At 64.2% G+C, this 20,545-nt stretch carries 17 protein-coding genes; 8 read left to right on the top strand and 9 right to left on the bottom strand.

Annotation, left to right across the window (positions count from 1 at the left end):
• Positions 1-350: 350 nt before the first annotated feature.
• Entirely contained in the window at positions 351-2,231 is a 1,881-nt protein-coding gene (locus BM275_RS01110; protein WP_244153830.1) for an NAD(P)/FAD-dependent oxidoreductase, read from the bottom strand.
• 257 nt (positions 2,232-2,488) lie between these two features.
• Between BM275_RS01110 and BM275_RS01105 the strand changes: the two genes are divergently transcribed.
• Entirely contained in the window at positions 2,489-4,375 is a 1,887-nt protein-coding gene (locus tag BM275_RS01105; RefSeq protein ID WP_090519026.1) for a sigma-54-dependent Fis family transcriptional regulator, read from the top strand.
• Between the two features lie 31 nt (positions 4,376-4,406).
• Here the strand turns inward: BM275_RS01105 and BM275_RS01100 are convergent, their stop codons facing one another.
• The 6 genes from BM275_RS01100 to BM275_RS01075 form a co-directional block, all read right to left on the bottom strand.
• Positions 4,407-5,390 (bottom strand): lipid A deacylase LpxR family protein, encoded by a 984-nt coding sequence (locus BM275_RS01100; RefSeq protein WP_090519025.1) that lies wholly within the window; start codon positions 5,388-5,390, stop codon positions 4,407-4,409.
• Positions 5,391-5,467: 77 nt separating this feature from the next.
• Positions 5,468-6,532: a hypothetical protein gene (locus BM275_RS01095; RefSeq protein ID WP_090519024.1), complete on the bottom strand. Its 1,065-nt coding sequence runs from the start codon at positions 6,530-6,532 to the stop codon at positions 5,468-5,470.
• Between the two features lie 3 nt (positions 6,533-6,535).
• Complete coding sequence (locus BM275_RS01090) at positions 6,536-6,784, bottom strand: acyl carrier protein (protein ID WP_090519023.1); 249 nt, start codon at positions 6,782-6,784, stop codon at positions 6,536-6,538.
• Positions 6,781-8,682 carry an HAD-IIIC family phosphatase gene (locus BM275_RS01085; RefSeq protein ID WP_090519022.1) on the bottom strand — a complete coding sequence of 634 codons (1,902 nt, stop codon included), beginning with the start codon at positions 8,680-8,682 and terminating at the stop codon, positions 6,781-6,783. The genes BM275_RS01090 and BM275_RS01085 overlap by 4 nt, the downstream gene beginning before the upstream one ends.
• 21 nt (positions 8,683-8,703) lie before the next feature.
• Positions 8,704-10,242 carry an MBOAT family O-acyltransferase gene (locus BM275_RS01080; RefSeq protein ID WP_090519021.1) on the bottom strand — a complete coding sequence of 513 codons (1,539 nt, stop codon included), beginning with the start codon at positions 10,240-10,242 and terminating at the stop codon, positions 8,704-8,706.
• Between the two features lie 400 nt (positions 10,243-10,642).
• Positions 10,643-10,876, bottom strand: a complete 234-nt coding sequence (locus BM275_RS01075) for a hypothetical protein (RefSeq protein WP_090519020.1) — start codon at positions 10,874-10,876, stop codon at positions 10,643-10,645.
• A gap of 205 nt (positions 10,877-11,081) precedes the next feature.
• Here BM275_RS01075 and BM275_RS01070 point away from each other — a divergent pair, with 205 nt between their 5' ends.
• The 5 genes from BM275_RS01070 to BM275_RS01050 all read left to right on the top strand — a co-directional run bounded on the left by BM275_RS01070 (position 11,082) and on the right by BM275_RS01050 (position 15,247).
• Positions 11,082-11,957 (top strand): YihY/virulence factor BrkB family protein, encoded by an 876-nt coding sequence (locus tag BM275_RS01070; protein WP_090519019.1) that lies wholly within the window; start codon positions 11,082-11,084, stop codon positions 11,955-11,957.
• 154 nt (positions 11,958-12,111) lie between these two features.
• Positions 12,112-13,227 carry an N-acetylglucosaminyl phosphatidylglycerol synthase gene (locus BM275_RS01065; RefSeq protein WP_041013530.1) on the top strand — a complete coding sequence of 372 codons (1,116 nt, stop codon included), beginning with the start codon at positions 12,112-12,114 and terminating at the stop codon, positions 13,225-13,227.
• Positions 13,220-13,981: an N-acetylglucosaminyl phosphatidylglycerol deacetylase gene (locus BM275_RS01060; RefSeq protein WP_090519018.1), complete on the top strand. Its 762-nt coding sequence runs from the start codon at positions 13,220-13,222 to the stop codon at positions 13,979-13,981. The genes BM275_RS01065 and BM275_RS01060 overlap by 8 nt, the downstream gene beginning before the upstream one ends.
• The gene (locus BM275_RS01055; RefSeq protein WP_090519017.1) at positions 13,978-14,970 is read left to right on the top strand and encodes a glucosaminyl phosphatidylglycerol flippase; all 993 of its coding nucleotides are present in this window, start codon (positions 13,978-13,980) and stop codon (positions 14,968-14,970) included. Before BM275_RS01060 ends, BM275_RS01055 begins: the two co-directional genes overlap by 4 nt.
• Positions 14,971-15,055: 85 nt before the next feature.
• Positions 15,056-15,247: a CsbD family protein gene (locus BM275_RS01050; protein WP_090519016.1), complete on the top strand. Its 192-nt coding sequence runs from the start codon at positions 15,056-15,058 to the stop codon at positions 15,245-15,247.
• 79 nt (positions 15,248-15,326) lie between these two features.
• Here the strand turns inward: BM275_RS01050 and fdxA are convergent, their stop codons facing one another.
• Together fdxA and mutS are read right to left on the bottom strand one after the other, a co-directional pair.
• The gene (gene fdxA / locus BM275_RS01045; RefSeq protein ID WP_003285709.1) at positions 15,327-15,650 is read right to left on the bottom strand and encodes a ferredoxin FdxA; all 324 of its coding nucleotides are present in this window, start codon (positions 15,648-15,650) and stop codon (positions 15,327-15,329) included.
• 121 nt (positions 15,651-15,771) lie between these two features.
• Positions 15,772-18,351, bottom strand: a complete 2,580-nt coding sequence (gene mutS / locus BM275_RS01040) for a DNA mismatch repair protein MutS (protein WP_090519015.1) — start codon at positions 18,349-18,351, stop codon at positions 15,772-15,774.
• A gap of 455 nt (positions 18,352-18,806) precedes the next feature.
• Between mutS and BM275_RS01035 the strand changes: the two genes are divergently transcribed.
• Positions 18,807-19,919 carry an acyltransferase family protein gene (locus BM275_RS01035; RefSeq protein WP_090519014.1) on the top strand — a complete coding sequence of 371 codons (1,113 nt, stop codon included), beginning with the start codon at positions 18,807-18,809 and terminating at the stop codon, positions 19,917-19,919.
• Between the two features lie 97 nt (positions 19,920-20,016).
• Positions 20,017-20,514, top strand: a complete 498-nt coding sequence (locus tag BM275_RS01030; protein WP_090519013.1) for a CinA family protein — start codon at positions 20,017-20,019, stop codon at positions 20,512-20,514.
• Positions 20,515-20,545 lie beyond the last annotated feature (31 nt).

Here is a 20,545-nt window from a genome sequence, read left to right as displayed (position 1 = left end):
TCAGGGCAAGCGGAAGCCAAAGGGCCAGGAATGATACAGGCAGCGTGCGGCGGCGAGTGGCTTCTCATACACATAGTGCTGGCGGCCTGCTCTGGGTCAATCGCCTGTTGCCGTTACAACTATCGCAGTGTGGCAAATGAGAGGTGCGGGTGTTCTTCCTGATCTGGGCGGCAGCTCGGGCCCCATGTGCTGTGGCGGCCAGCGCAGCTTGGCGGAGCCGATAACTGGCGCTGCCTTGCCTGGCTCTGCCTGTGCTGAACATGATGGTTGTTGCTCTGGGCGATGGTGAGCTGACTACGAAACAGGCCCGCTGATGCGGGCCTGTTTCATTCGAGCTAGCCGATGTGGCTTCAGCCCTGGTGATAGCTCGGTGCGAGCTTGTAGACCGAAGTATCCAGCCCCTCGAAACGCGCTTTCAGTTGCAGTGCCAGGTAAAGCGAGTAGTGCCGTGACTGGTGCAGGTTGCCACCGTGGAACCACAGGTTTTGCTGCTGGGTGGGCTTCCACATGTTGCGCAGTTCGCCTTCGTACGGGCCCGGGTCCTTGGTGGTGCCGGAACCGAGGCCCCAGCAGCGCCCGACCTTGTCGGCAACATCCTGGGAAATCAGTCGTGCCGCCCAACCGTTCATGGAGCCGTAGCCGGTGGCGTAGACGATCAGGTCGGCCGGCAGGCGGCTGCCATCGTTGAGTACCACGGCATCCGGCTCGATGTGATCGACGCCGAGGCCGGGTCCGCTTTTCAGCTTGATGGTGCCGTCGGCGATCAGCTCGCAGGCGCCGACGTCGATGTAGTACCCCGACCCGCGGCGCACGTACTTGAGGAACAGACCGGATTCGTCATCGCCGAAGTCGAGCATGAAGCCCGCCGCGGCCAGGCGATCGTAGAAGGACTTGTCGCGCTCCTTGACCTGCTCGAAGGCCTGGCGATGGAACTGCGGCAGCACCTTGTAGGGGATCGAGGCGAACAGCATGTCGGCCTTGTCGGTGGTCAGCCCGCTTTCGATTGCATCCTCGGAATAGAGCGGGCCGAACACCACTTCCATCAGCGTGTCGGAACGCACGATATGGGTGCTGGAGCGCTGCACCATGGTGACGTCCGCGCCGTTCTCCACCAGGTCCGCACAGATGTCATGAGCCGAATTGTTGGCACCGATGACCACCGCGCGCTTGCCGCGCCAGGCGTCGCCGCCAGGGTGCTGGCTGGAATGATGTTGCTGACCGGCAAAGGTCTCCGCACCCGGATAGACCGGCACGTTGGGCACGCCGGACATGCCGGTGGCGAGGATCAGCTGCGAGGGCTTAAGCGTCATCGGCTTGCCGTCGCGCAGGACCTCGACCGTCCAGCGGCCCTCGACTTCGTCGAAGCTTGCCTTCACGCATTCGGTTTTCGCCCAGTAATTCAGCTCCATGACCTTGGCGTACATCTCCAGCCAGTCGCCGATCTGGTCTTTGGGTGTGAAGATTGGCCAATGGTCGGGGAAGGGCAGGTAGGGCATGTGGTCGTACCAGACCGGGTCGTGCAGGCACAGCGACTTGTAGCGTCCGCGCCATTGATCGCCGGGGCGCTCGGCCTTGTCGACGATCAGCGTCGGCACGCCGAGGCGCTTGAGCCGTGCGCCGAGGCCGAGGCCGCCCTGGCCGCCGCCGATCACCAGGCAATAGGGTTGCTCGGTGATGCCCAGTGCGGCTTCCTCGTCGCGGCGCTTTTCCAGCCAGTTGCGCTTGTCGGCCAGGCCGTGGCCATGTTCGGCGCCCAGTGGGCGACGGCGCCCGAGCGGTTCCTCGTGCCCCTTCAGCTCGCGCATGGTGGTCAGCAGCGTCCAGCACAGGCCGTCCTTCAGGCGCACGTAACCCTTGCCGCGGGCGACGTCGGTTTCCAGGCTGATCCAGCCTTCGAGTACGCCGTCGGTCAGGCTCGCTTCGCCTTCGAGCTTCCAGCTGTCCGGCCGGGTGGCTTCCAGGCGGCTTTCCAGCATGTCGCGAATGTCGGTCTTGCCTTCGAGGGTGATCAGGTTCCAGCTGAACAGCACCAGGTCACGCCAGTGGCAGTCGTCGGCGAATAGCTCAAGCGTGCCATCGACGTCGCGTTGCGCCAGGCGCTGGCCTAGGCGTTCGACCCAGGCGGCCAGTTGTTCGGTAGGTGTGCGGGTGACGCTGGCCTGGCTGTCGCCGCCGAGGTCGCTGCCGTTATCGGTTTTCAGATCGAAGGGAACGTCGTTGCTGGGACACATGGTGGTTCTCCTGGTCATTGTTGTTATTCACGGGGATACCGTGCTTGCAGCAGAGCAAGCGGCGGGCCAGCAAGCGGCGCGCCGCGTCGTATCTGGCTTGGAGTCGTATCGGGACTGCCCGGTCGAGGCTGCGCTGTGCCATCCCTGGCGCGGCGGGGGTGACACTCTGTACCAGTCGTGGCACAGCATGCGGCGGCCGGGCGATTGGCCTATGCTGGGCGCGAAACCGCCTCGAAACATCGCGGAGAACAACAAGAATGACCTCTCGCCTCAGTCAGCACGCGCATCAGGTCTTGAGCTTCGGTGACGGCACGTCCGCCAGCCAGGGCCCGGCTGCCGATCCCGCCATTGCGCGTTCCTGGCGTCGCTGCCTGGAGCAGCATCAGCTCGACCCCACCAGCCCGCGCGCGCCCTGCGTGATCGAGAGTCCGCGGCTCAATGAGCATCGCGAGCGGCTGGACCGAGTTATCGCCGTCGCCCACTGGCAAATGAACAGCCTGCACCAGCAGCTGGGCAGCAGCGGCCACGCGGTACTGCTGACCGACGCCAGCGGCGTGGTGATCGACAGCGTGGCGGATCAGGCCGAGCGCGCGGAATTCCAGCGCGCCGGGCTCTGGCTCGGGGCGGTGTGGAACGAGGCGACCGAGGGCACCAATGGCGTCGGCCTGTGCCTGCTGGAGCGCCAGGCGCTGACCATTCGGCGTGACGAGCACTTCCGTGGCCGGCACGCAGCGCTGACCTGTTCGGCGAGCCCGGTGTTCGATGCCGAAGGCGGTTTGCTTGCCGTACTCAATGTGTCGTCGGCGCGCGAAGACCTGTCGCGCCAGCGGCGCTTTCACACAATGGCGCTGACCAACCTGTCGGCCAAGCTCATCGAAAGCTGTTTCTTCCTGCAGCACCGCGAGGGCAACTACCTGCTGCGCTTCCATGCCCAGCCCGAATACATCGGCCTGCTCAGCGAAGGCCTGCTGGCGTTCGATGGCGAGGGACGGATCACCGCGATCAACGAAACCGCGCTCAACCTGCTCGCCAGTAGCCGCGAGGCGCTATTAGGCCGGCCCTTGGAAACTGTGCTCGATGTGCGTCTGGATCAGTTGCTGGAGCGTGCGCGACCGCAGCCGGGGGCTTGCTGGCCCTTGCATACCCATGACGGTCAGCGGCTGTTCTGCCAGCTGCGCGGGCCGCAGCTGCGCGTGGTTGCTGCGCCGCGCCAGGAGCCGGCCGATGTGCCGGGCCTGTGTCTGCTCGATCCGTCAATTCGCACCGGTTTCAGCCGTGCGCTGAAGGTGCTCGAGCGGGACGTGCCGGTGTTGCTGCAAGGTGAGACCGGCACCGGCAAGGAGGCATTCGCCAGCGCACTGCATCGCGCCAGCAGCCGCGCCGGTCGGCCGTTCGTGGCACTCAATTGCGCGGCGATTCCCGAGACGCTGATCGAAAGCGAACTGTTCGGCTATCGCGGCGGCAGTTTCACCGGCGCGCGGCGCGAGGGCATGGTCGGCAAGCTGGAGCAGGCCAACGGCGGGATTCTCTTTCTCGACGAGATTGGTGACATGCCGCTGGCGCTGCAGACGCGCTTGTTGCGGGTGCTGGAGGAACGCAAGGTCACCGCGCTGGGGGCTGCAGCGCCGACCGAACTGAATATCCGCCTGATCAGCGCCAGTCATCACGACCTGCGCGCGCTGGTTGCCGGCGGCGCGTTCCGTGAAGACCTGTATTACCGCCTTGGCGGGCTGATGATTGCGTTGCCACCGTTGCGCGAGCGCAGCGACAAGGCTGCGCTGCTCGATCACCTGCTGGCGGAAGAAGCGCAAGGCGAATCGATCTGTCTCGAGCCGGCCGCGCGGCAAGCCTTGCTGCGCTACAGCTGGCCGGGCAACGTGCGGCAGCTGCGCAATCTGCTGCGCACGTTGGTCGCGCTGAGCGAGCAGGGGCGCATTGGGCTGAACGACGTGCTTGCCGTGCTGCCGGCCGAAATGGGCGAGGTCGAGGCACCTCGTGACCCGTTGCAGTCGGCCGAGCGCGAGGCCCTGCTCACGGTGCTACGCGAACGGCACTGGCAGGTCAGTCGGGTGGCGGAACAGCTGGGGATCAGTCGCAATACGCTCTATCGCAAGCTGCGCAAGCACGGCATCTCGCGTAACTGAACCGGCGGGCGCGATGCCCGCCGTCAGTGGGTCAGAGCGCGGTGGAGAGGGTGATCGAACCGAACTGGTCGTGTTCCTGCTGGCCTTGGAATTCGCGAGTGCGCCAGACGCTGGCGAACGCGAGCTGCCAGCGGCTCCAGGTCAGTGCCACGCCGAGCTTGGCGTCGCCGACCCACTCGCGGCGATCGACCGAATGGCTGTCCTCGAAGGTGTTGCCGTCCAGCAGCATGTTGTGCGCCATATAGCGGCCTTCGACATTGGCGAAGCCGTACCAGGCGAAGTCGCCGCCGGGGCGGAAGAACTGGCTGCCGCTTTGCGCCGGCGTCACTGCCGGGATGCTGAAGCTGCGCTGCAGGTTCTGCCCCAGGCGCAGGCCCAGCCCGGCCGAGCCGTAGCTGTACAGGTTGCCGAGGGCGAAGCCCACGCTCGGGCCGTATTCCAGCTCCAGCCCGGCGAAGCGCTCCTGCAGCCACCAGCGATGCTGATAGCCCAGATTGACGAAGGGTTCGTTCTCCAGCTGGTTATCCCAGCCGTTGGGCTCGTCGCTGTCGGTTGCCTTGTGCACGGCACGCTGCAAACGCTTGCCGCCCGCCGCCGGGCCAACTATGCCGACATCCAGGTGCAGCCCTTGCGCGGCGCGCCAGCCGTCGTACTGGGTGTCGGAAAACATCGACATTCCGGCGAACAGCAGGCCGGCGTAAGGGCGGTCGTCTTCGATTAGATTTCGGGTTTCGATTTCCTCTGGCGTGTAGATCTGGTGGCCGAAGCGGTAGGCGACGTTGTCGACGGCATTGCCCGACCAGCCGGGCAGCAGATCGGCGAAGCGCCGCGTCCAGCTCTGGTCGTCCGGTTCGAAACCCCAGATGACTTCCAGGCCGTTGGTGTAGTGACCATCGCTGCCCGAGGCGATGATGTCGTTCTCCGCCTTGATGGCGAGGATGTCCGCATGGCTGACGGCGGGGGCGGTGATGGTTGCGGCGAGCAGGCACAAGCACGGCAAAGAACGAGAATGCATGATTCAACTCCTGGCTTACGTTCTTGTTTGTATGTTCTTTCTCGGACCATCACCGCTTCCAGCGGTTCGCTTGTCGATCAGGGCGCGTCGTACGCGCCGTTTCTGGCCAGCCCCGCCTTGCTGACCATCTCCTGTCTGGCTTCCTGCAGTTGCTCGGCCAGTGCTGCGGAAAAGTCATGCACGGCTGACCAGCGCAGGTGAATGGCGTCGACGAAGGCGGCCGGTGGAGCAACCCATTCGCGATCGGCGTTCCAATACTGAGCCCCGTCATGCCCGGCGATGGCGGCGTTCAGCTTGGCGTCGAAGCGGGCGAGAAAGCTGCCATCGGCATCGACCTTGGCTTTCCACTGCGGGTGCAGGGGGGTGGAAACCACCAGCAGCTGGCGTTGCTCGTTCTTCAGGCGTTTCGACAGCTCGCCCAGGGCGACAAAGCAGCTGTCATCCAGCGCGTCCGGTTTGTCGTAGAACAGGCCGCGATCACCCTGCGGCTCCAGCGGCCCGTCGCCGTGGCGGGTGAACACCAACGGGTCCCATTCGATCTCGTTGGCCCGCTGCGCCTTGACCGTCTGCGCATTGCGCAACAGCGAACGCGGCGAGAAGTAGCGCATGTAGTAACCCCAGCGTGAGGCCTGCTGATAAACGTAGTGATCGGCATCCTCGCGGTCGAACACCGCATCCGGCACTTTCCAGCAGCCGGCGAAGTCCAGCGGATCGACGATCATCACCACCTGGCGGACGCTCGGTTCACGATCCAGCAGCCAGTTGGCGACATAGGTCGACTGGTTGGCGTGCAGGCCGCAGAACGCACCGTTGAGCGGACGCAAGCCGGGCGTCTGCTCGATCAGCACGTCACCATCGACATGGCGCCAGGCGACCGAGGAACCGACGATCAGCAGGTTCGGATCGGCGATGGGGTTGTGCCGCAGAAAGTGCAGCTTTTCGTCCACACACAGGCTGTTGGAGAAGGCCGGTGGCGGCAGGTTGTCGGTGTGATTGAGCCAGGCGAGCAGGGCGGCAAAGCCGCCGAGCATCCCGAACAGCCCGGCGAACATGCCCAGCAGGTAGCCGGCACGTATCCGCCGCTGGTCTGCTTCGGCCCGGGCGGCAACGCCGTCCGGGCATGTATCGACGGATCTGGCCATGACTCAACGCCCTCCGAGTTTGGTCTGGATCAGTTGCGCGAAGTGGCCAACGTTCTTCAGCGATTCCAGTTCGGCGGTGCGGAACTTGATGCCGAAGCGTTGCTCTGCGGCCACGATCAGCAGCACATGGGTCTGGCTGTCCCAGCCATCGATGTCGTCGGCGGTGGTTTCGGAGGTGAGGACGATATCGTCATCGTCGAACACGTCGTGGAAGACCTGGGCCAGCGCCTGGAGAATTTCCTTTTCGTTCATGCTTGCACCTGGATGTGATGGTTGATGGGAGCGCGCGAGGCCAGCTCGTAGCGCCAGAAACTTGCATCGGTAGCGGCGTTGGCAGGGGCGGGGCGCTGCTCGAAGCCCAGCCGCGGATAGTGCTCGGCGACCATGCCGTTGCGTTCGGTGGGGCGGTATTCGCCAACCAGTGCGCCCCAGTCTGCGGCCGCTGCCGCATCGGCCAGCACTTCCAGCACGGCCATCTCGACTTCGCGCCCCAGTACGCGACAGCTCATCAGCCAGCTGTCGATCAGCAGTTCGTCAGCCTCGATAGCTGCATCCGGTCGCGCCAGCACCACGCTGATCAGGCCGTTATCGCCGAACTTGTCTTCCAGCCGCAGGGCCAACGCGATGGTTTGCGGATCGCTGGCCATGCGCTCGACTTCGGCTTCGGTATAGCGGCGGGTGGTGAGATTGAACTGGTTGGTCTTGTTGATCAGCTGGGTGGCGCGCGCCAGCTCGGCGGCGCCGATGCGGCTGACGCGCAGCACCATTTGCAGCCCGCGCAGGTAGCCTTCCATGTCCGTGGCCTGGTTCAGCGCGGCCTTGCGTTCGACATTCAGCGCATAGCTGCGGCCGCGCTCGGCGTCATCGGAGGTAAAGGACACGGCCTCGAAGTAACCCGCCGCGGCGATGCGCGCGGGGTAATCGGCGACATCGGCGGGCAGTTCCGGTACGGCGACTTCCGGCAGCTCGCGGCGCACGATGTCGCGCTCGGCGGGGTTGTCGTCGACGAATACCAGGCTATCCAGGCCGATATCGAGCATGCCCGCGATGCGCCGCAGGTTGCCGGCCTTGTCTTCCCAGTTGGCGACGAAAGCTGCGATATCGCTGCGCTTGAGCGCCATTTCCGGATGTGCGAATGCCGCCTCGGCAACGTGCAGGTCGTTTTTGCTGCACACCGCGAGAATCACCCCGCGGCGCGCCAATTGCGCGGCATAACGCTGAAAGGCGAGAAACGCCTCGCCGCTGGGGCTGCCCTGGCCGAGCTGGATACCGTCGATGCCGTCATCACCGATCACACCGCCCCAGAGGGTGTTGTCCAGATCGAGTACCAGGCATTTGCGCGCCAGCCCGGCAGTGGCCGCTGCAATGCGTGCCAGCTGCTCGCCATAAAGCGGTGCCAGGGTCGGGCTGACCAGCTGCTTGGCCTGATGCCAGCGCACCGGCTCGCCCAGGCCGTCGCCATAAGCGGCTGCGTGCCAGGCCAGATCGAGCAGCAGCACGCCATCCTCGCGGGCAGCGGCTCGGATGGCCGCATTCAACCGTTCGATGACTGCCCGCGGCGAAGCCGGCACCAGTGCTTCGTAAGAGCCGAACAGTGGCGGGACGACTGGCACCAGGGTTTGCTGCACAACCTGCGCGGCATATCGCTCGCGGGCCCGGCGCCAGAGCAGGCGCAGTTCTTCGACGCGCTCCGCCACGGCGGCATCCACCTCCGCCTGGCCCGCCTGCAAGGGCAGTTGCAGCGGCGCGTCATGGGCGTCCAGCGCCAGCACCACCAGTTGCGGGGCGAAGGCGTTCAGCGCCGGGTCATCAGCCAGCAGTGCCTGTCGGTACATACCGTAGGGCGCAACGTGCAGCGAAAGCGCCAGGCGCCGTTGCAGTCCGGCCACGCGGATGGCCGGCAGCAGGTGATCGACCGTATGCGAGGACAGCAATGCCACTCGCAGTGGCGTCAGTCGTGCCGCCGTGGCGTTCTGCTCGATACCGGCGGTGGCCAGCTTGTCCAGCCGTGCGGTCAGGGTGAAATCCCGTTGATGAGCGGCCAGCTTGGCGGCTTCATGCAGCCGCTGCAGCGGATCTTCGATGCGTTTGGCTTGGCCGATGGCACCGGATAGATCCGCGTGTGTCGGCAGCCATGAGAGCTGTTGCATACCTGAGACTCCTTGTCGTGGTCAGAACTGGAAGTAAAGGAACTCCGTCGGTGCCATGGAAAAGGCGATCGCCAGGGCGAAGAAACCGAGCACGCCAATCGCCATGCCGTGGATCGCCGTCGGCCGCCAGGCGCTGACCGGCAGCAGGCGTTCGGTCCAGTGCGGCTGGGGCTGGAAGTTGAGCGCGGTACGGAAGCGGCCCATCCACTGCTGCACGTTGGGTATGCCCCAGACGAACACCAGCAACGCGGCGATATAGACGAAGTCGGAGCGATCCATCGCCGTGCTGATCGGGCTCAGGCCGAGCATGCCGGCGAGGATCGCCATGGCCGCCGGTACGTCGCTGGCGCGGAAGAACACCATTGCCACCACCACGCAGCCAAAGGTCAGCGCGACGGCCGCGGCCTTGTGCCACCAGATGTCGCTGTCCAGCTTCCAGCCCTGACGCGCCTTCCAGGCACGCCAGCCGTGGGCGACCACCAAATAGAAGCCGTGCAGCAGGCCGAAGGCGACGAAGTGCCAGCCAGCGCCGTGCCAGATGCCGGAAATGAACATGGTGAAGACGGTCGGGTAGGCGACCAGCGCAAAGAAGGTGCCGGCGGTCATCTTGCCCCGCCGTGGCTGCGGCTTGCCGGCTGCCATGCGCGCGCGGGTCACCCGCAGCACGATGGGGTTGTAGATGTAGGCGGTGAGAAAGCGCGTCAGCGTCATGTGCCAGCGCGACCAGTAGTCGATGACGTTGCGCGCCTTGAACGGGCTGTTGAAGTTGGCGGGCAGGCTGATGCCGAACAGCAGCGCCAGGCCGATGGCCATGTCGCTGTAGCCGGAGAAGTCGAAATAGATCTGCAGCGTGTAGGTCAGCGCGCCGGTCCATGCGTCGTAGAACGCCGGAATGGTGCCGTCGGCGGCCAGGCTGAAGACCGGCGTGGCTTTCAGCGCGAGGGTGTCGGCGATAACCACCTTCTTGAACAGGCCGAGCAGAAACACCGTGGCACCCAGCGACAGGTTGTCGATGCGCGCGCGAAAGCTGTCGCGGTCACGAAACTGCGCGAGCATCTCACGGTGGTGGGTGATCGGCCCGGCGATCAGTTGCGGAAAAAAACTGATGAACAGGCAGTAGTTGGCGAAGTCGTGTTCTTCCACCACGCCATCGTGGGCGTCGACCAGGTAGGCGATCTGTTGGAAGGTGAAGAAGGAGATCGCCAGCGGCAGGATGATGTCTTCCACCCGCCAACCGAGATCCAGCGCTGCGTCCAGCGTGCCGAGCAGAAAGCCGGTGTACTTGTAGTAGACCAGCAGCAGCACGTTGGCCGCGACCGCCAGCCCGAGCACCAGGCGTGAGGGGTGCCGGCGCAGGTAGCCGCCGAGCAGATAGTTGACCAGCATGCTGCCGACCAGCAGTGGCACATAGACCGGGTTCCACCAGCCGTAGAACACCAACGAGACGACGGTCAGCCAGATCACCGCAAGCCGTTGTCGGCCTGAGCCGGTCAGCACGAAAAATCCAATCAACACCACCGGTAGAAAGCCGGCGATGAATTCCATCGAATTGAAAAGCATCTTTCCCTATCCCTGCTCAGCGTACGTGCATCGCTGCCCAGGCCGCCGGCAAGGCGGGGCGAGTCATCCATAAAGTCCTAGCGCCACGCGACCGACGATCCATCCTGGTCGGCGTTGCGACATCCTCGGTCCATCAGTGGGTGCTCGCTCGGGTTTCGGCCACCTTGGTCGACTTCCCCTGAGCTCCTATGGCTCGGACGTGAAGGTGTAAAAAAAAGTTTCAGCGTTTGTTGCACCGCCGAGCGTTTTATTGCCGCAGGTCAAAAGAGCCCCGGCGGACGCGGCCTGCAGGCCATTTCCGTCGGTCGGGAAAGTTCCCGGCATTTTTCAAGGCTCTTAAGGTTTGAGCGCGAACGAGCTGCTGGCGTGTTCGCCCGACTGTGGCGAGATGCCGGTCCGCTCAGCGGACGCTGCTCAACCCTGCGCTGCTGCGCGCGCGCTGAACGCTTCTCGACGCGGCGGCAGGCGGTTCGACCTTGCGCTGCAGGTGCCGCACGGTGCGCTTTAGCCGCTGCACCTTGTCTTCCAGTTGGAAGACCTTGCGGTTGTTGTAGAACATGCCCAGCACGAACCCCACCGAAGTGAAGACCAGGCCATAGATGATTGCGGCTTCATAGAGATAGCTGGAAAACATCCTGTCGTCCTCTGCGGGTAATGGCCCACGCTCGTCGAGCGAATCAACCCGGAATGGGCTGATGCCAATCTGCCTTTATGTGACAGGACGCACATTGAAAACGTTCCCGCTGCGATGGCTGCGTCAGATGTCTAGCAGCGAACTCTCCAGCAGAGCGGTCGTCCCATTTTCTAGACCGCACATTTCACTGATTGGGGAAACATCGATGGCCATGCTGGACACCCGCGGTATCGGGGCCGTGACCTTGCTCAAGCGTACGTTCAAGGAATTCGGCAACGACGACATGTCGACCTATGCCTCGGCGCTGGCATACCGCGGCCTGTTCTCGATGTTTCCGTTCCTGCTGTTTCTTATCGCCTTGCTCGGCTTTCTCGATCTGCAGAATTTCTTCGACTGGTTGCGCATGCAGGCCGAGCTGGCCTTGCCGCCGATGGCGATGGAGCAGATCAATCCGGTCATTGACCAGTTGCAGGAACAGAAGGCGGGGCTGCTGTCGTTCGGTATCGTCGTGGCGCTATGGACGGCTTCGGTCGGTTTTCGCTCGTTGATGAATGCGATGAACCGCGCCTACGACGTGGAGGAGGGGCGGCCGAGCTGGAAGCTGATCCTGCTTTCGTTGGCCTATACCGTGGGCATCGCCGTGCTGCTGCTGTTGTCGGCCGGGCTGATGATCGTCGGGCCGCAGGTGATGGAGTGGCTGGCTTCGCAGGTCGGCCTGAAGGACGTCGTCGTGCTGCTCTGGACCTGGCTGCGCTGGCCGGTGATCGTACTGATGCTGATGCTGGTGGTGGCGCTGCTGTACTACGTGGCGCCGGATGTGAAGCAGGAGTTTCGCTTCATCACGCCGGGCTCGGTGCTAGCCGTGCTGGTGTGGATTCTGGCCTCGATCGCGTTCGGCATCTATGTGCAGAACTTCGCCGACTACAACGCGACCTACGGCAGCATCGGCGCCATCATCGTCTTGCTGCTTTATCTGTACATCTCCTCGGCGGTGCTGCTGTTCGGTGCCGAACTCAATGCGGTGATCGAACACGCTTCGGTCGAAGGCAAGGACCCGGGCGAGAAGGCGCCGGACGCCTGAGACGCCGTCTGGCGCTCCGCTGCGAACAACCCTTCTACGTAACGGTCATCTATTTCATTACAGAATTATTCCGCAGGGATTGCGGAGCATGCCGCTGACGCGCGACGTGCCCGGCGAGGCCGGAGTTCTGCTATGGGACCGACGGAGAAGTACCTTGCATATCGCGGATATGACCATGTTCTACGCGCCCGCCAGTGGTGGCGTGCGCACCTACCTCGAGGCGAAGCATCGCAGGCTGCAGCTTTACTCCGGCGTGCGGCACAGCATTCTGGTGCCGGGCGGCGATTACAGTCACAACGATGGCCTCTATGAGGTGCCGGCACCGATCCTGCCTTTCGGCAAGGGCTACCGCTTTCCGATCCGCCGCGCGCCCTGGCGCAATCTGCTGCGTTCGCTGCGTCCCGATCTGATCGAGGTCGGCGATCCCTACATGACCGCATGGGCGGCACTGGATGCCGGGCGCCGGCTCAATGTTCCGGTCATTGGTTTCTATCACTCCGACCTGCCACTGTTGGTCAGCAACCGCATCGGCAGCTGGCTGGGCACCAACCTCAATGGCTACGTTTCAAAGCTGTACGGCAGCTTCGATCGGGTGTTGGCACCCAGCGAAGTGATGGCCGACAAGCTCTTGCACCTCGGCGTGAAGAACGTCTTCGTGCAGCCCCTGGGCGTTGATCTGGACACCTTCTGCCCCGAGCGGCGCGACCCCGATCTGCGCCGCGAGCTGGGCCTGGCCGACGACACCCGGCTGATGATCTTTGCCGGGCGCGGTTCGCGGGAGAAAAACCTGCACGTCCTGCTGGAAACCGCGCGCCAGCTCGGCAAGCCGTACCACCTGTTGCTGGTGGGTTCGAGCATGCCGCAGCGGGTGCCGGACAACGTCACGGTGATCGACCGCTTCTGTTGTGCCAGCGAAGTGGCGCGCTACATGGCCAGTAGCGATGTGCTGCTGCATGCCGGCAATCAGGAGACCTTCGGCCTGGTGGCGCTCGAAGCCATGGCCAGCGGTATTCCGGTGATCGCCGCGCGTGCCGGTGCGTTACCGGAGCTGGTGCCGTTCTACACCGGGCGCCTGTGTCGGCCGCTCGACCCGAGGGCCATGGCGCATGCCGTGCGCGAGCTGTTCGAAGACGATCCGCGACTGCTCGGACAGCAGGCGCGCCAGCATGTCGAGGCGCATCATGCCTGGGATGCCGTGGTGGCGGGGTTACTCGCCCATTATCACGCGGTGCTCGGCACAGCGGACCTGCCGGTAGCCGTACATGGCTGAGGCTGCTCTGACGCTGGTGCTGCACGACGTGGCCGCGGAAACCTGGCCGGACTACCGGCCCTTCGTCGAGGCGGTGGATACCATCGGCGGCGTGCCGATCACTTGGCTGGTGGTCCCGGACTTTCATCAGCGCAATCCGCTGGAGCGGCAGCCGGAGTTTTGCCGGCTGCTGGACCGGCGTGCGCAGCGTGGTGACGAACTGGTGCTGCACGGCTGCTACCACGCCGATCTCGAGCCCGCGCCGAAGACGCCGCGGGACTGGTTCATGCGCCGGGTGTACACCCATGAAGGCGAGTTCTATTGCCTTGACGAACAGGCTGCCGGCGAACGGCTGGCGCATGGCCTGGAGTTGTTCCGGCGCCAGCAATGGCCGCTGCATGGTTTCGTCGCCCCCGCCTGGCTGATGAGCGAGGGCACCCGGCGTGTACTGGCCGGCAGCGGGCTGACCTATACCAGTGATCCAGGCCACCTTTACCTGCTGCCGGATTTCACTCCAATCGTCGCTCCTGGCTTGGTCTGGAGTGCTCGCAGCCCCTGGCGCCGTGGTGTGTCCTGGCTGGTCAGCGAACGCCAGTTGCGCCAGAGTCGACAGGCGCCATTGCTGCGATTGGGCCTGCATCCGGTGGATATGCGCCACGAGTTCTCCCGCCGCTACTGGCTCGATGTGCTCGAACGGATGCTGCGGGACGGCAGGACACCGCTGACCAAGATCGACTGGCTGCGCCAGTACCGCCAGACGAGGGCCGTGGCATGAACCGGCGCTGGTGGTTGCTGGGCGGTGCCTTGCTCGCGGCGGCCATGGTGCCGCTTCTGCTTGGCGGCACCGGCCTGTTCGAACGTCTGCGCCATTTTCCGGGCAGCCTGTTGGTCACCATGCTCGGCATGGTGCTGGTCGGCTGGAATCTGAATGCGCTGCGCCTACGCCTGTTGCTCGGGCGTCGAAAGCTGGGCCAGCGCCGCGCATTCGGTATTGTCGTCGCCACCGAATTCGCCATCTGTGCGACGCCTGGTGGTGCCGGTGGGCCGCTGACCCTGATGGCGCTGCTCATGCGCCAGGGCGTGGCGCCGGCCAAGGGCACGGCGACCTATGCCGTGGAGCAGCTGAGCGATCTGCTGTTCTTCGCCTGCGCCCTGGTCGGCGTGCTGTTCTATGCACTGACCCACAAGCTCAACACGCATATCGCCAGCCTGCTGGGCTTCAGCGTCGCGCTATTGATCGGTGTGATGGTGCTGCTGGCGCTGCTCGGGCGCTTCCACCGGCAGGTATTTCTGCTCAATGGCTGGCTGGTTGGCCGGCTCGGCATGAAGCCGTCACGCAAGCGCCGTTGGGCACGCAAGGTGCTGGGCTTCCGTAATGCGCTGGTCGACTGTTTTCGCCTGCCGCGTCGTCTTCTGTTGGCGGTGTTCGGGTTGACCACACTGCACTGGCTGCTGCGCTTCAGCGTGCTCTATCTGACGCTGCGTGGTCTGGGCGGCGAGCTGGCGTGGGCCTGGACCTTTCTCGTCCAGCTGCTGGCGCTGACTGCGGGGCAGCTGAGCCTGCTGCCTGGGGGGGCGGGTAGTGCCGAACTGGCGTCGGCCGCGCTGCTGACGCCGATGGTGGGCAAGTCGACGACGGCAGCGGCGATTCTGATCTGGCGCTTCGTGACCTATTACTTCTACCTCATCGTGGGCGCGCCGGTGTTCCTGCACCTGGCAGGGCGACCGTTGCTGCGCCGCCTGGTCCCTTCGCGCCATGCGTGAGCCGCTCTGTTCCGATGGCCGGGGAAACTAACGCTTCGCGCGGGCGGTCCACCCTATGTCACCAATGAGAAGCCAGGAGTTCGCCATGAGCAGTACTGAAGACAAGGTCAAGGGCAACACCAACGAAGCCGTCGGCAAGATCAAGCAAGGCGTGGGCGAGGCGACCGACAACGAGCGCATGAAAGCCGAAGGCCAGCGCCAGGAAGTGAAGGGCGAGGCCCAGCAGGTCAAGGGTGATGTGAAAGACACCCTGAAAAAAGGCATCGACAAGGCCTGACCGGTCGACGTCTTACGGTAGTAAAAATGAAAATGCCCGCATCGCTGCGGGCATTTTTTTGTCTGGATTCGGCTGGCGATCAGCGCTCCAGATACTGCAGTTTGTCCTTCACGCCATCCCACTCTTCGGCATCGGCCAAGGCGTCTTTCTTCTCGGTGATGTTCGGCCAGACTTCCGCCAGATCCGCGTTGAGCTCGATGAACTCCTGCTGATCTTCCGGTACCTCGTCTTCGGAGAAGATCGCCTGGGCCGGGCACTCGGGCTCGCACAGTGCGCAGTCGATGCACTCGTCCGGGTGGATCACCAGGAAGTTCGGGCCTTCGTAGAAGCAGTCCACCGGGCAGACTTCCACGCAGTCGGTGTATTTGCACTTGATGCAGTTGTCGGTGACGACGAAGGTCATGTCTAGCTATCTCCTCAGGCGTGTCAGGTAGGCGTTACGGTGACGCCCCTGCGAGTAGGCGGCACAGGCAAATGCCGCTTATCAAAAAAATGCGCGCGATTCTAGCAGCTTTCGCGGCGTATCAAATGCGAGTTTTCAAGCTGTATAGCAGGTCCAGCGCCTGGCGCGGCGTCACATCATCGGGATTGATCCGTGCCAATTCCTCGAGCACCGGATGCGGGAGGCTGGCGAACAGGTCACTCTGCATCGGTGGCGCCGGCTGGCCGGGCGCTATTCTCGGCGCTTCGTGGGGCAGGCTGGTGGTTTCCAGCCGCGACAGATGGTCGCGTGCACGCTGGATGACCTCGCCCGGCACGCCGGCCAGTTGCGCCACCGCCAGGCCGTAGCTCTGACTCGCCGGCCCTGGCAGCACATGGTGCAGGAAGACGATGCGCTCGTTGTGCTCGGTAGCGGAGAGGTGCACGTTGGCCACGACCGGCTCGCTTTCCGGCAGCACGGTCAGTTCGAAGTAGTGGGTGGCAAACAGCGTGAAGGCGCGCAGTCGGGCCAGCTGTTCGGCAGCGGCCCACGCCAATGAAAGGCCATCGAAGGTGCTGGTGCCGCGACCGACTTCGTCCATCAGCACCAGACTGCGATCACTGGCGTTGTGCAGGATATTCGCGGTTTCGCTCATTTCCACCATGAAGGTGGAGCGCCCGCCGGCGAGATCGTCTGATGAGCCGATGCGGGTGAAGATGCGGTCCACGAGCGACAGCTCGCAGGCGGCTGCCGGGACAAAGCTGCCGATCTGTGCCAGCAGCACGATCAGCGCGGTCTGGCGCATGTAGGTCGACTTACCGCCCATGTTCGGGCCGGTGATGACCAGCATGCGGGTGGCATCGTCGAGGCCCAGGTCGTTGGCGACGAAGGGCGTCTCCAGTACCTGCTCGACCACCGGGTGGCGACCCTGCTCGATGCGCATGCACGGCTGCTCGACGAAGCGCGGGCGATTCAGGTCGAGATCCAGCGCCCGCTCGGCGAGGTTGCTCAGCACGTCCAGTTCGGCCAGCGCGGCGGCGCTTTCCTGCAATGGCGCCAGGTGGCCGATGAGCATTTCCAGCAGCTCGTCGTAGAGCAGCTTCTCGCGGGCGAGGGCGCGGCTCTTGGCCGACAGCGCCTTGTCCTCGAACTCCTTGAGCTCAGGGGTGATGAAGCGTTCGGCGCCCTTGAGCGTCTGCCGGCGGATGTAGTCGGCTGGCGCCGATTCGGCCTGTTTGCTCGGCAGTTCGATGAAGTAGCCGTGCACGCGGTTGTAGCCGACCTTGAGGTTGGCCAGCCCGGTGCGGGCCTTCTCGCGGGTTTCCAGGTCCATCAGGTACTGGCCGGCGTTCTCGGAAAGCGACTGCAGCTCATCCAGCTCGGCGTCGTAGCCGGTCTTCAGTACGCCGCCGTCGCGGATCACCGCCGGCGGGTTGTCGATGATGGCGCGGGCCAGCAGTTCGGCCAGTTCCGGGTAGGTGCTGATGCTTTTCGCCAGTTCCAGCAGATGCGGTGCCACCAGGCCAAGCATGCCCGCCTGCAGCTGCGGTAGCGCCGCGAGCGCGTCGCGGAGGCGCGCCAGATCGCGCGGGCGGGCGTTGCGCAGGCCGATCCGGGCGAGGATGCGTTCCAGGTCGCCGATGTCTTTGAGCTGCGGCTGCAGCTGCTCGAAGCGGTAATGCTCGAGCAGGCAGGTGATCGAATCCTGGCGCGCTTCGAGAGTCTCGCGGTTGCGCAGCGGGCGGTTCAGCCAGCGGGTCAGCAGGCGCGAGCCCATGGCGGTCTGGCAGCGGTCCATGACCGATTGCAGCGTGTTCTCGCGGCCGCCGGCCAGATTGACGTCCAGCTCCAGGTTGCGCCGGCTGGCGCCGTCGAGGATCACCGTGTCGTCGAGGCGCTCATGACGCAGGCTGCGCAGGTGGGGCAGGGCGGTGCGCTGGGTTTCCTTGGCGTAGGCGAGCAGGCAGCCGGCGGCGCCGATGGCCAGCGTCAGGTTCTCGCAGCCGAAGCCCTTGAGGTCCTGGGTGGAGAACTGCTGGCAGAGGCTCTTGAATGCCGAATCGCGATCAAAATCCCAGGGCGCGCGACGGCGCACACCGCGGCGTTTTTCCAGTGGCAGACCCTGCGGCCAATCGTCGGGGATCAGCAGTTCCGCCGGGCTCAGGCGCTCCAGTTCCGCGAGCAGGGTTTCCCAGCCCTTGAGCTCCTGCACGCTGAAGCGGCCGCTGGCGATGTCCAGCACCGACAAGCCGAACAGGCGCTCATCACCGACCACCGCAGCCAACAGGTTGTCGCGACGCTCGTCGAGCAATGCCTCGTCGCTCACCGTGCCGGGGGTGATGATGCGCACCACCTGGCGTTCCACCGGCCCTTTGCTGGTGGCCGGATCGCCGATCTGCTCGCAGATCACCACCGACTCGCCAAGCTTCACCAGCCGCGCCAGATAACCCTCGGCGGAATGGAACGGAATGCCTGCCATCGGGATCGCCGTGCCCGCCGACTGCCCGCGTGCGGTCAGGGTGATGTCGAGCAGCGCGGCGGCTTTCTTGGCATCGTCGTAGAACAGTTCATAGAAGTCGCCCATGCGGTAGAACATCAGCTGGTCCGGATGCTCGCGCTTGAGTCTCCAATATTGCTGCATCATCGGCGTATGGGCGGAAAGGTCGGCGTTGGGCTTGGTCATCGGCTTGCGTGCGGTTCGTTGAGTGGCGGGGAAGGCTATCGGATGACGGTGCGGTCGGACCGTCCGCAGCCAGGTTCCCGCGGGAAGCCGGCAAGGTTAACACGGGCCGAGCGGCTCCACAGGTGAGGGCGAGGACCGGTTCCCGCTTGGTCGGGTGTCGTTTGTCGGGCCGGGCGCGGAATGCGTTGACAAGCGAGCCGGTGCTGTTGGTAACTCTGGCCTGTCGACAGGTTGCCGGTGCGCCTTGTGCCTTGCGCGCGCCGGGCCTGCGACTCCCTCGATCATGCAGTCGCGCAGGCCCCCACGGTGCCTGGCGCGGTAGCTTGCCTGATTGTCGCTCGTGCCTCGCCGTCCTGTGGATTGCAGCCTCGGCGAATGCCTGTTCTACCCCCTCGCGTCAGTTCTTCCTGCAGTAATGCTGGCGACCTCCTTTTCTGGTCAAGTGAGCAGCAGACATGTCTCGACTACTCGGACTCGACGCCCTGCGCGGCGTTGCGGCGTTGTGCGTCGCCTATTCCCATCTGATCGCAAAAATGAAGCGTGACGGCCATTTCGATGGGCTGACCAGCGATCTGTTCCTTGTCAGCAAAACGGTGCTGGATGTCGGCAAGACCAGCGTGCTGGTGCTGTTCGCCCTGAGCGGCTATTTCGTCGTCGCGGCGCTGTACAAGAGCCGCCATCGCTACGAACGGCCGGTCGCAGCCTTCGTCTATCAGCGCTTCTTCAGGCTGTTTCCCCTGTACTGGCTATCGCTGCTTCTCGGCGTGATGTTTCCCTGGGACGATCCGGCTCGGGTGTTCAGTCCGGCTGTCATCGCGATCAATGCGACGATGCTGCAAGGCTTCGTATTTGTCGAAAACGTGATCGGTTTGTATTGGACGCTGCAAATAGAGCTGACCTTCTACGTGCTGTGCATTGTCATCTTCGCGCTGCGTCTGGGCGGCTCGGCCAGGCGCGATCTGCTGTTTCTGCTGGCCCAGTACGTCTTCACCCTGCTGCTCGCGTTCCTGCGCTACAAGCTGGAAATGAAGCTGCCGGTGGCCCTGCCGCTGATGCTGAGTGTGTGTTTCCTCGGCGCATTGTGGAAGGCCACGGATAACGGTCGTGCACCCGATACCGGGCATTACGCGCGCATCGCAGTGGGCCTGTTCTACCTGTTTCTGTTGCCGATCTGCGTGCTGGCCTACTCGCGCGATACAGGTCTCGGGGAAACCTGGTATCGCTACTTCGTCAGCTATGCGGTGGGTGTTGCCGTCTTCATTGGCGCGACACGCATCAGTGGTAAGGGGCTGCGCTGGATCGCGCCGCTAGGTGGGATCGGCTATATCGTCTTCCTGTCTCATCCATCGGTATTCGCAATCGCCGAGCGACTGGGCTTCGGTGCTGGAGCGCTGGCCATTCCCGGCCCGCTCTACATCGCGGTGATGCTGTTACTGGTGACGCTGTTCGGCTTCTTCGTCAAGCGAACCCTGGCAGATCCCATCCAGCGCTATGGTGATGCAGTGGTAAGCCGTCGCGGACGGAGCATCGGCGAGCGTGTCGTGCTGCCGGTTCGCCAGGATGCCTGATGGGCGACGCGTAACTCGACCATTGACCATCCGGATGGCTGAACTCGGGAGCCCGCTGGTGTAGGGTATCGGCCACTTTCCTTTGGCCGGAGCCCTGATGAATCTCACCGAACTGGCGGCACAGCTGGGTGATGCGCTGCAACGACTGGGTGCGCAGGTCAGCACCGCGGAATCCTGCACCGGTGGTGGCATTGCCGAGGCCATCACCCGTATTGCCGGCAGCTCGGCCTGGTTCGAGGCCGGCTACATCACCTATTCCAATGCCCAGAAGACGCGCCAGCTCGGCGTACCGGCTGAGCTATTCGAGCAGGTCGGCGCGGTCAGTGCCGAAGTGGTGCAGGCCATGGCGCGAGGCGCGCAGCGCAACAGTGGTGCGCGCTTTGCGGTGGCTGTCAGCGGCATTGCCGGACCCGGCGGCGGCACGGCAGAAAAACCGGTTGGTACGGTCTGGATTGCCTGGGCAGATGACTCGCATCTGCAGGCCCAACGCTATCTATTCGCCGGTGATCGCCAGGCCGTACGTGAGCAGACGGTGGCGGCGGCGTTGCAAGGTTTGCTTGTGCTGGCGGTCGGAGAAAAACAGTTTCGGGGCTAGGCGAGTAAATTTGCCTATGTTCTAATACTGG

Origin of the sequence: Stutzerimonas kunmingensis (assembly GCF_900114065.1) — a bacterium.
Taxonomy (GTDB): Bacteria; Pseudomonadota; Gammaproteobacteria; order Pseudomonadales; family Pseudomonadaceae; genus Stutzerimonas; species Stutzerimonas kunmingensis.
The sequence above is the reverse complement of the archived record's forward strand: the minus strand, read 5'-3'. Positions and strand labels throughout refer to the sequence as shown.

Coding starts and splice junctions, on each gene's coding strand:
- BM275_RS01085 (WP_090519022.1), bottom strand. CDS start 8,682: ATGCAACAGCTCTCATGGCTGCCGACACACGCGGATCTATCCGGTGCC.
- BM275_RS01030 (WP_090519013.1), top strand. CDS start 20,017: ATGAATCTCACCGAACTGGCGGCACAGCTGGGTGATGCGCTGCAACGA.
- mutS (WP_090519015.1), bottom strand. CDS start 18,351: ATGACCAAGCCCAACGCCGACCTTTCCGCCCATACGCCGATGATGCAG.
- BM275_RS01095 (WP_090519024.1), bottom strand. CDS start 6,532: ATGGCCAGATCCGTCGATACATGCCCGGACGGCGTTGCCGCCCGGGCC.
- BM275_RS01100 (WP_090519025.1), bottom strand. CDS start 5,390: ATGCATTCTCGTTCTTTGCCGTGCTTGTGCCTGCTCGCCGCAACCATC.
- BM275_RS01075 (WP_090519020.1), bottom strand. CDS start 10,876: ATGTTTTCCAGCTATCTCTATGAAGCCGCAATCATCTATGGCCTGGTC.
- BM275_RS01050 (WP_090519016.1), top strand. CDS start 15,056: ATGAGCAGTACTGAAGACAAGGTCAAGGGCAACACCAACGAAGCCGTC.
- BM275_RS01105 (WP_090519026.1), top strand. CDS start 2,489: ATGACCTCTCGCCTCAGTCAGCACGCGCATCAGGTCTTGAGCTTCGGT.
- BM275_RS01070 (WP_090519019.1), top strand. CDS start 11,082: ATGGCCATGCTGGACACCCGCGGTATCGGGGCCGTGACCTTGCTCAAG.
- BM275_RS01080 (WP_090519021.1), bottom strand. CDS start 10,242: ATGCTTTTCAATTCGATGGAATTCATCGCCGGCTTTCTACCGGTGGTG.
- fdxA (WP_003285709.1), bottom strand. CDS start 15,650: ATGACCTTCGTCGTCACCGACAACTGCATCAAGTGCAAATACACCGAC.
- BM275_RS01110 (WP_244153830.1), bottom strand. CDS start 2,231: ATGTGTCCCAGCAACGACGTTCCCTTCGATCTGAAAACCGATAACGGC.
- BM275_RS01060 (WP_090519018.1), top strand. CDS start 13,220: ATGGCTGAGGCTGCTCTGACGCTGGTGCTGCACGACGTGGCCGCGGAA.
- BM275_RS01055 (WP_090519017.1), top strand. CDS start 13,978: ATGAACCGGCGCTGGTGGTTGCTGGGCGGTGCCTTGCTCGCGGCGGCC.
- BM275_RS01035 (WP_090519014.1), top strand. CDS start 18,807: ATGTCTCGACTACTCGGACTCGACGCCCTGCGCGGCGTTGCGGCGTTG.
- BM275_RS01090 (WP_090519023.1), bottom strand. CDS start 6,784: ATGAACGAAAAGGAAATTCTCCAGGCGCTGGCCCAGGTCTTCCACGAC.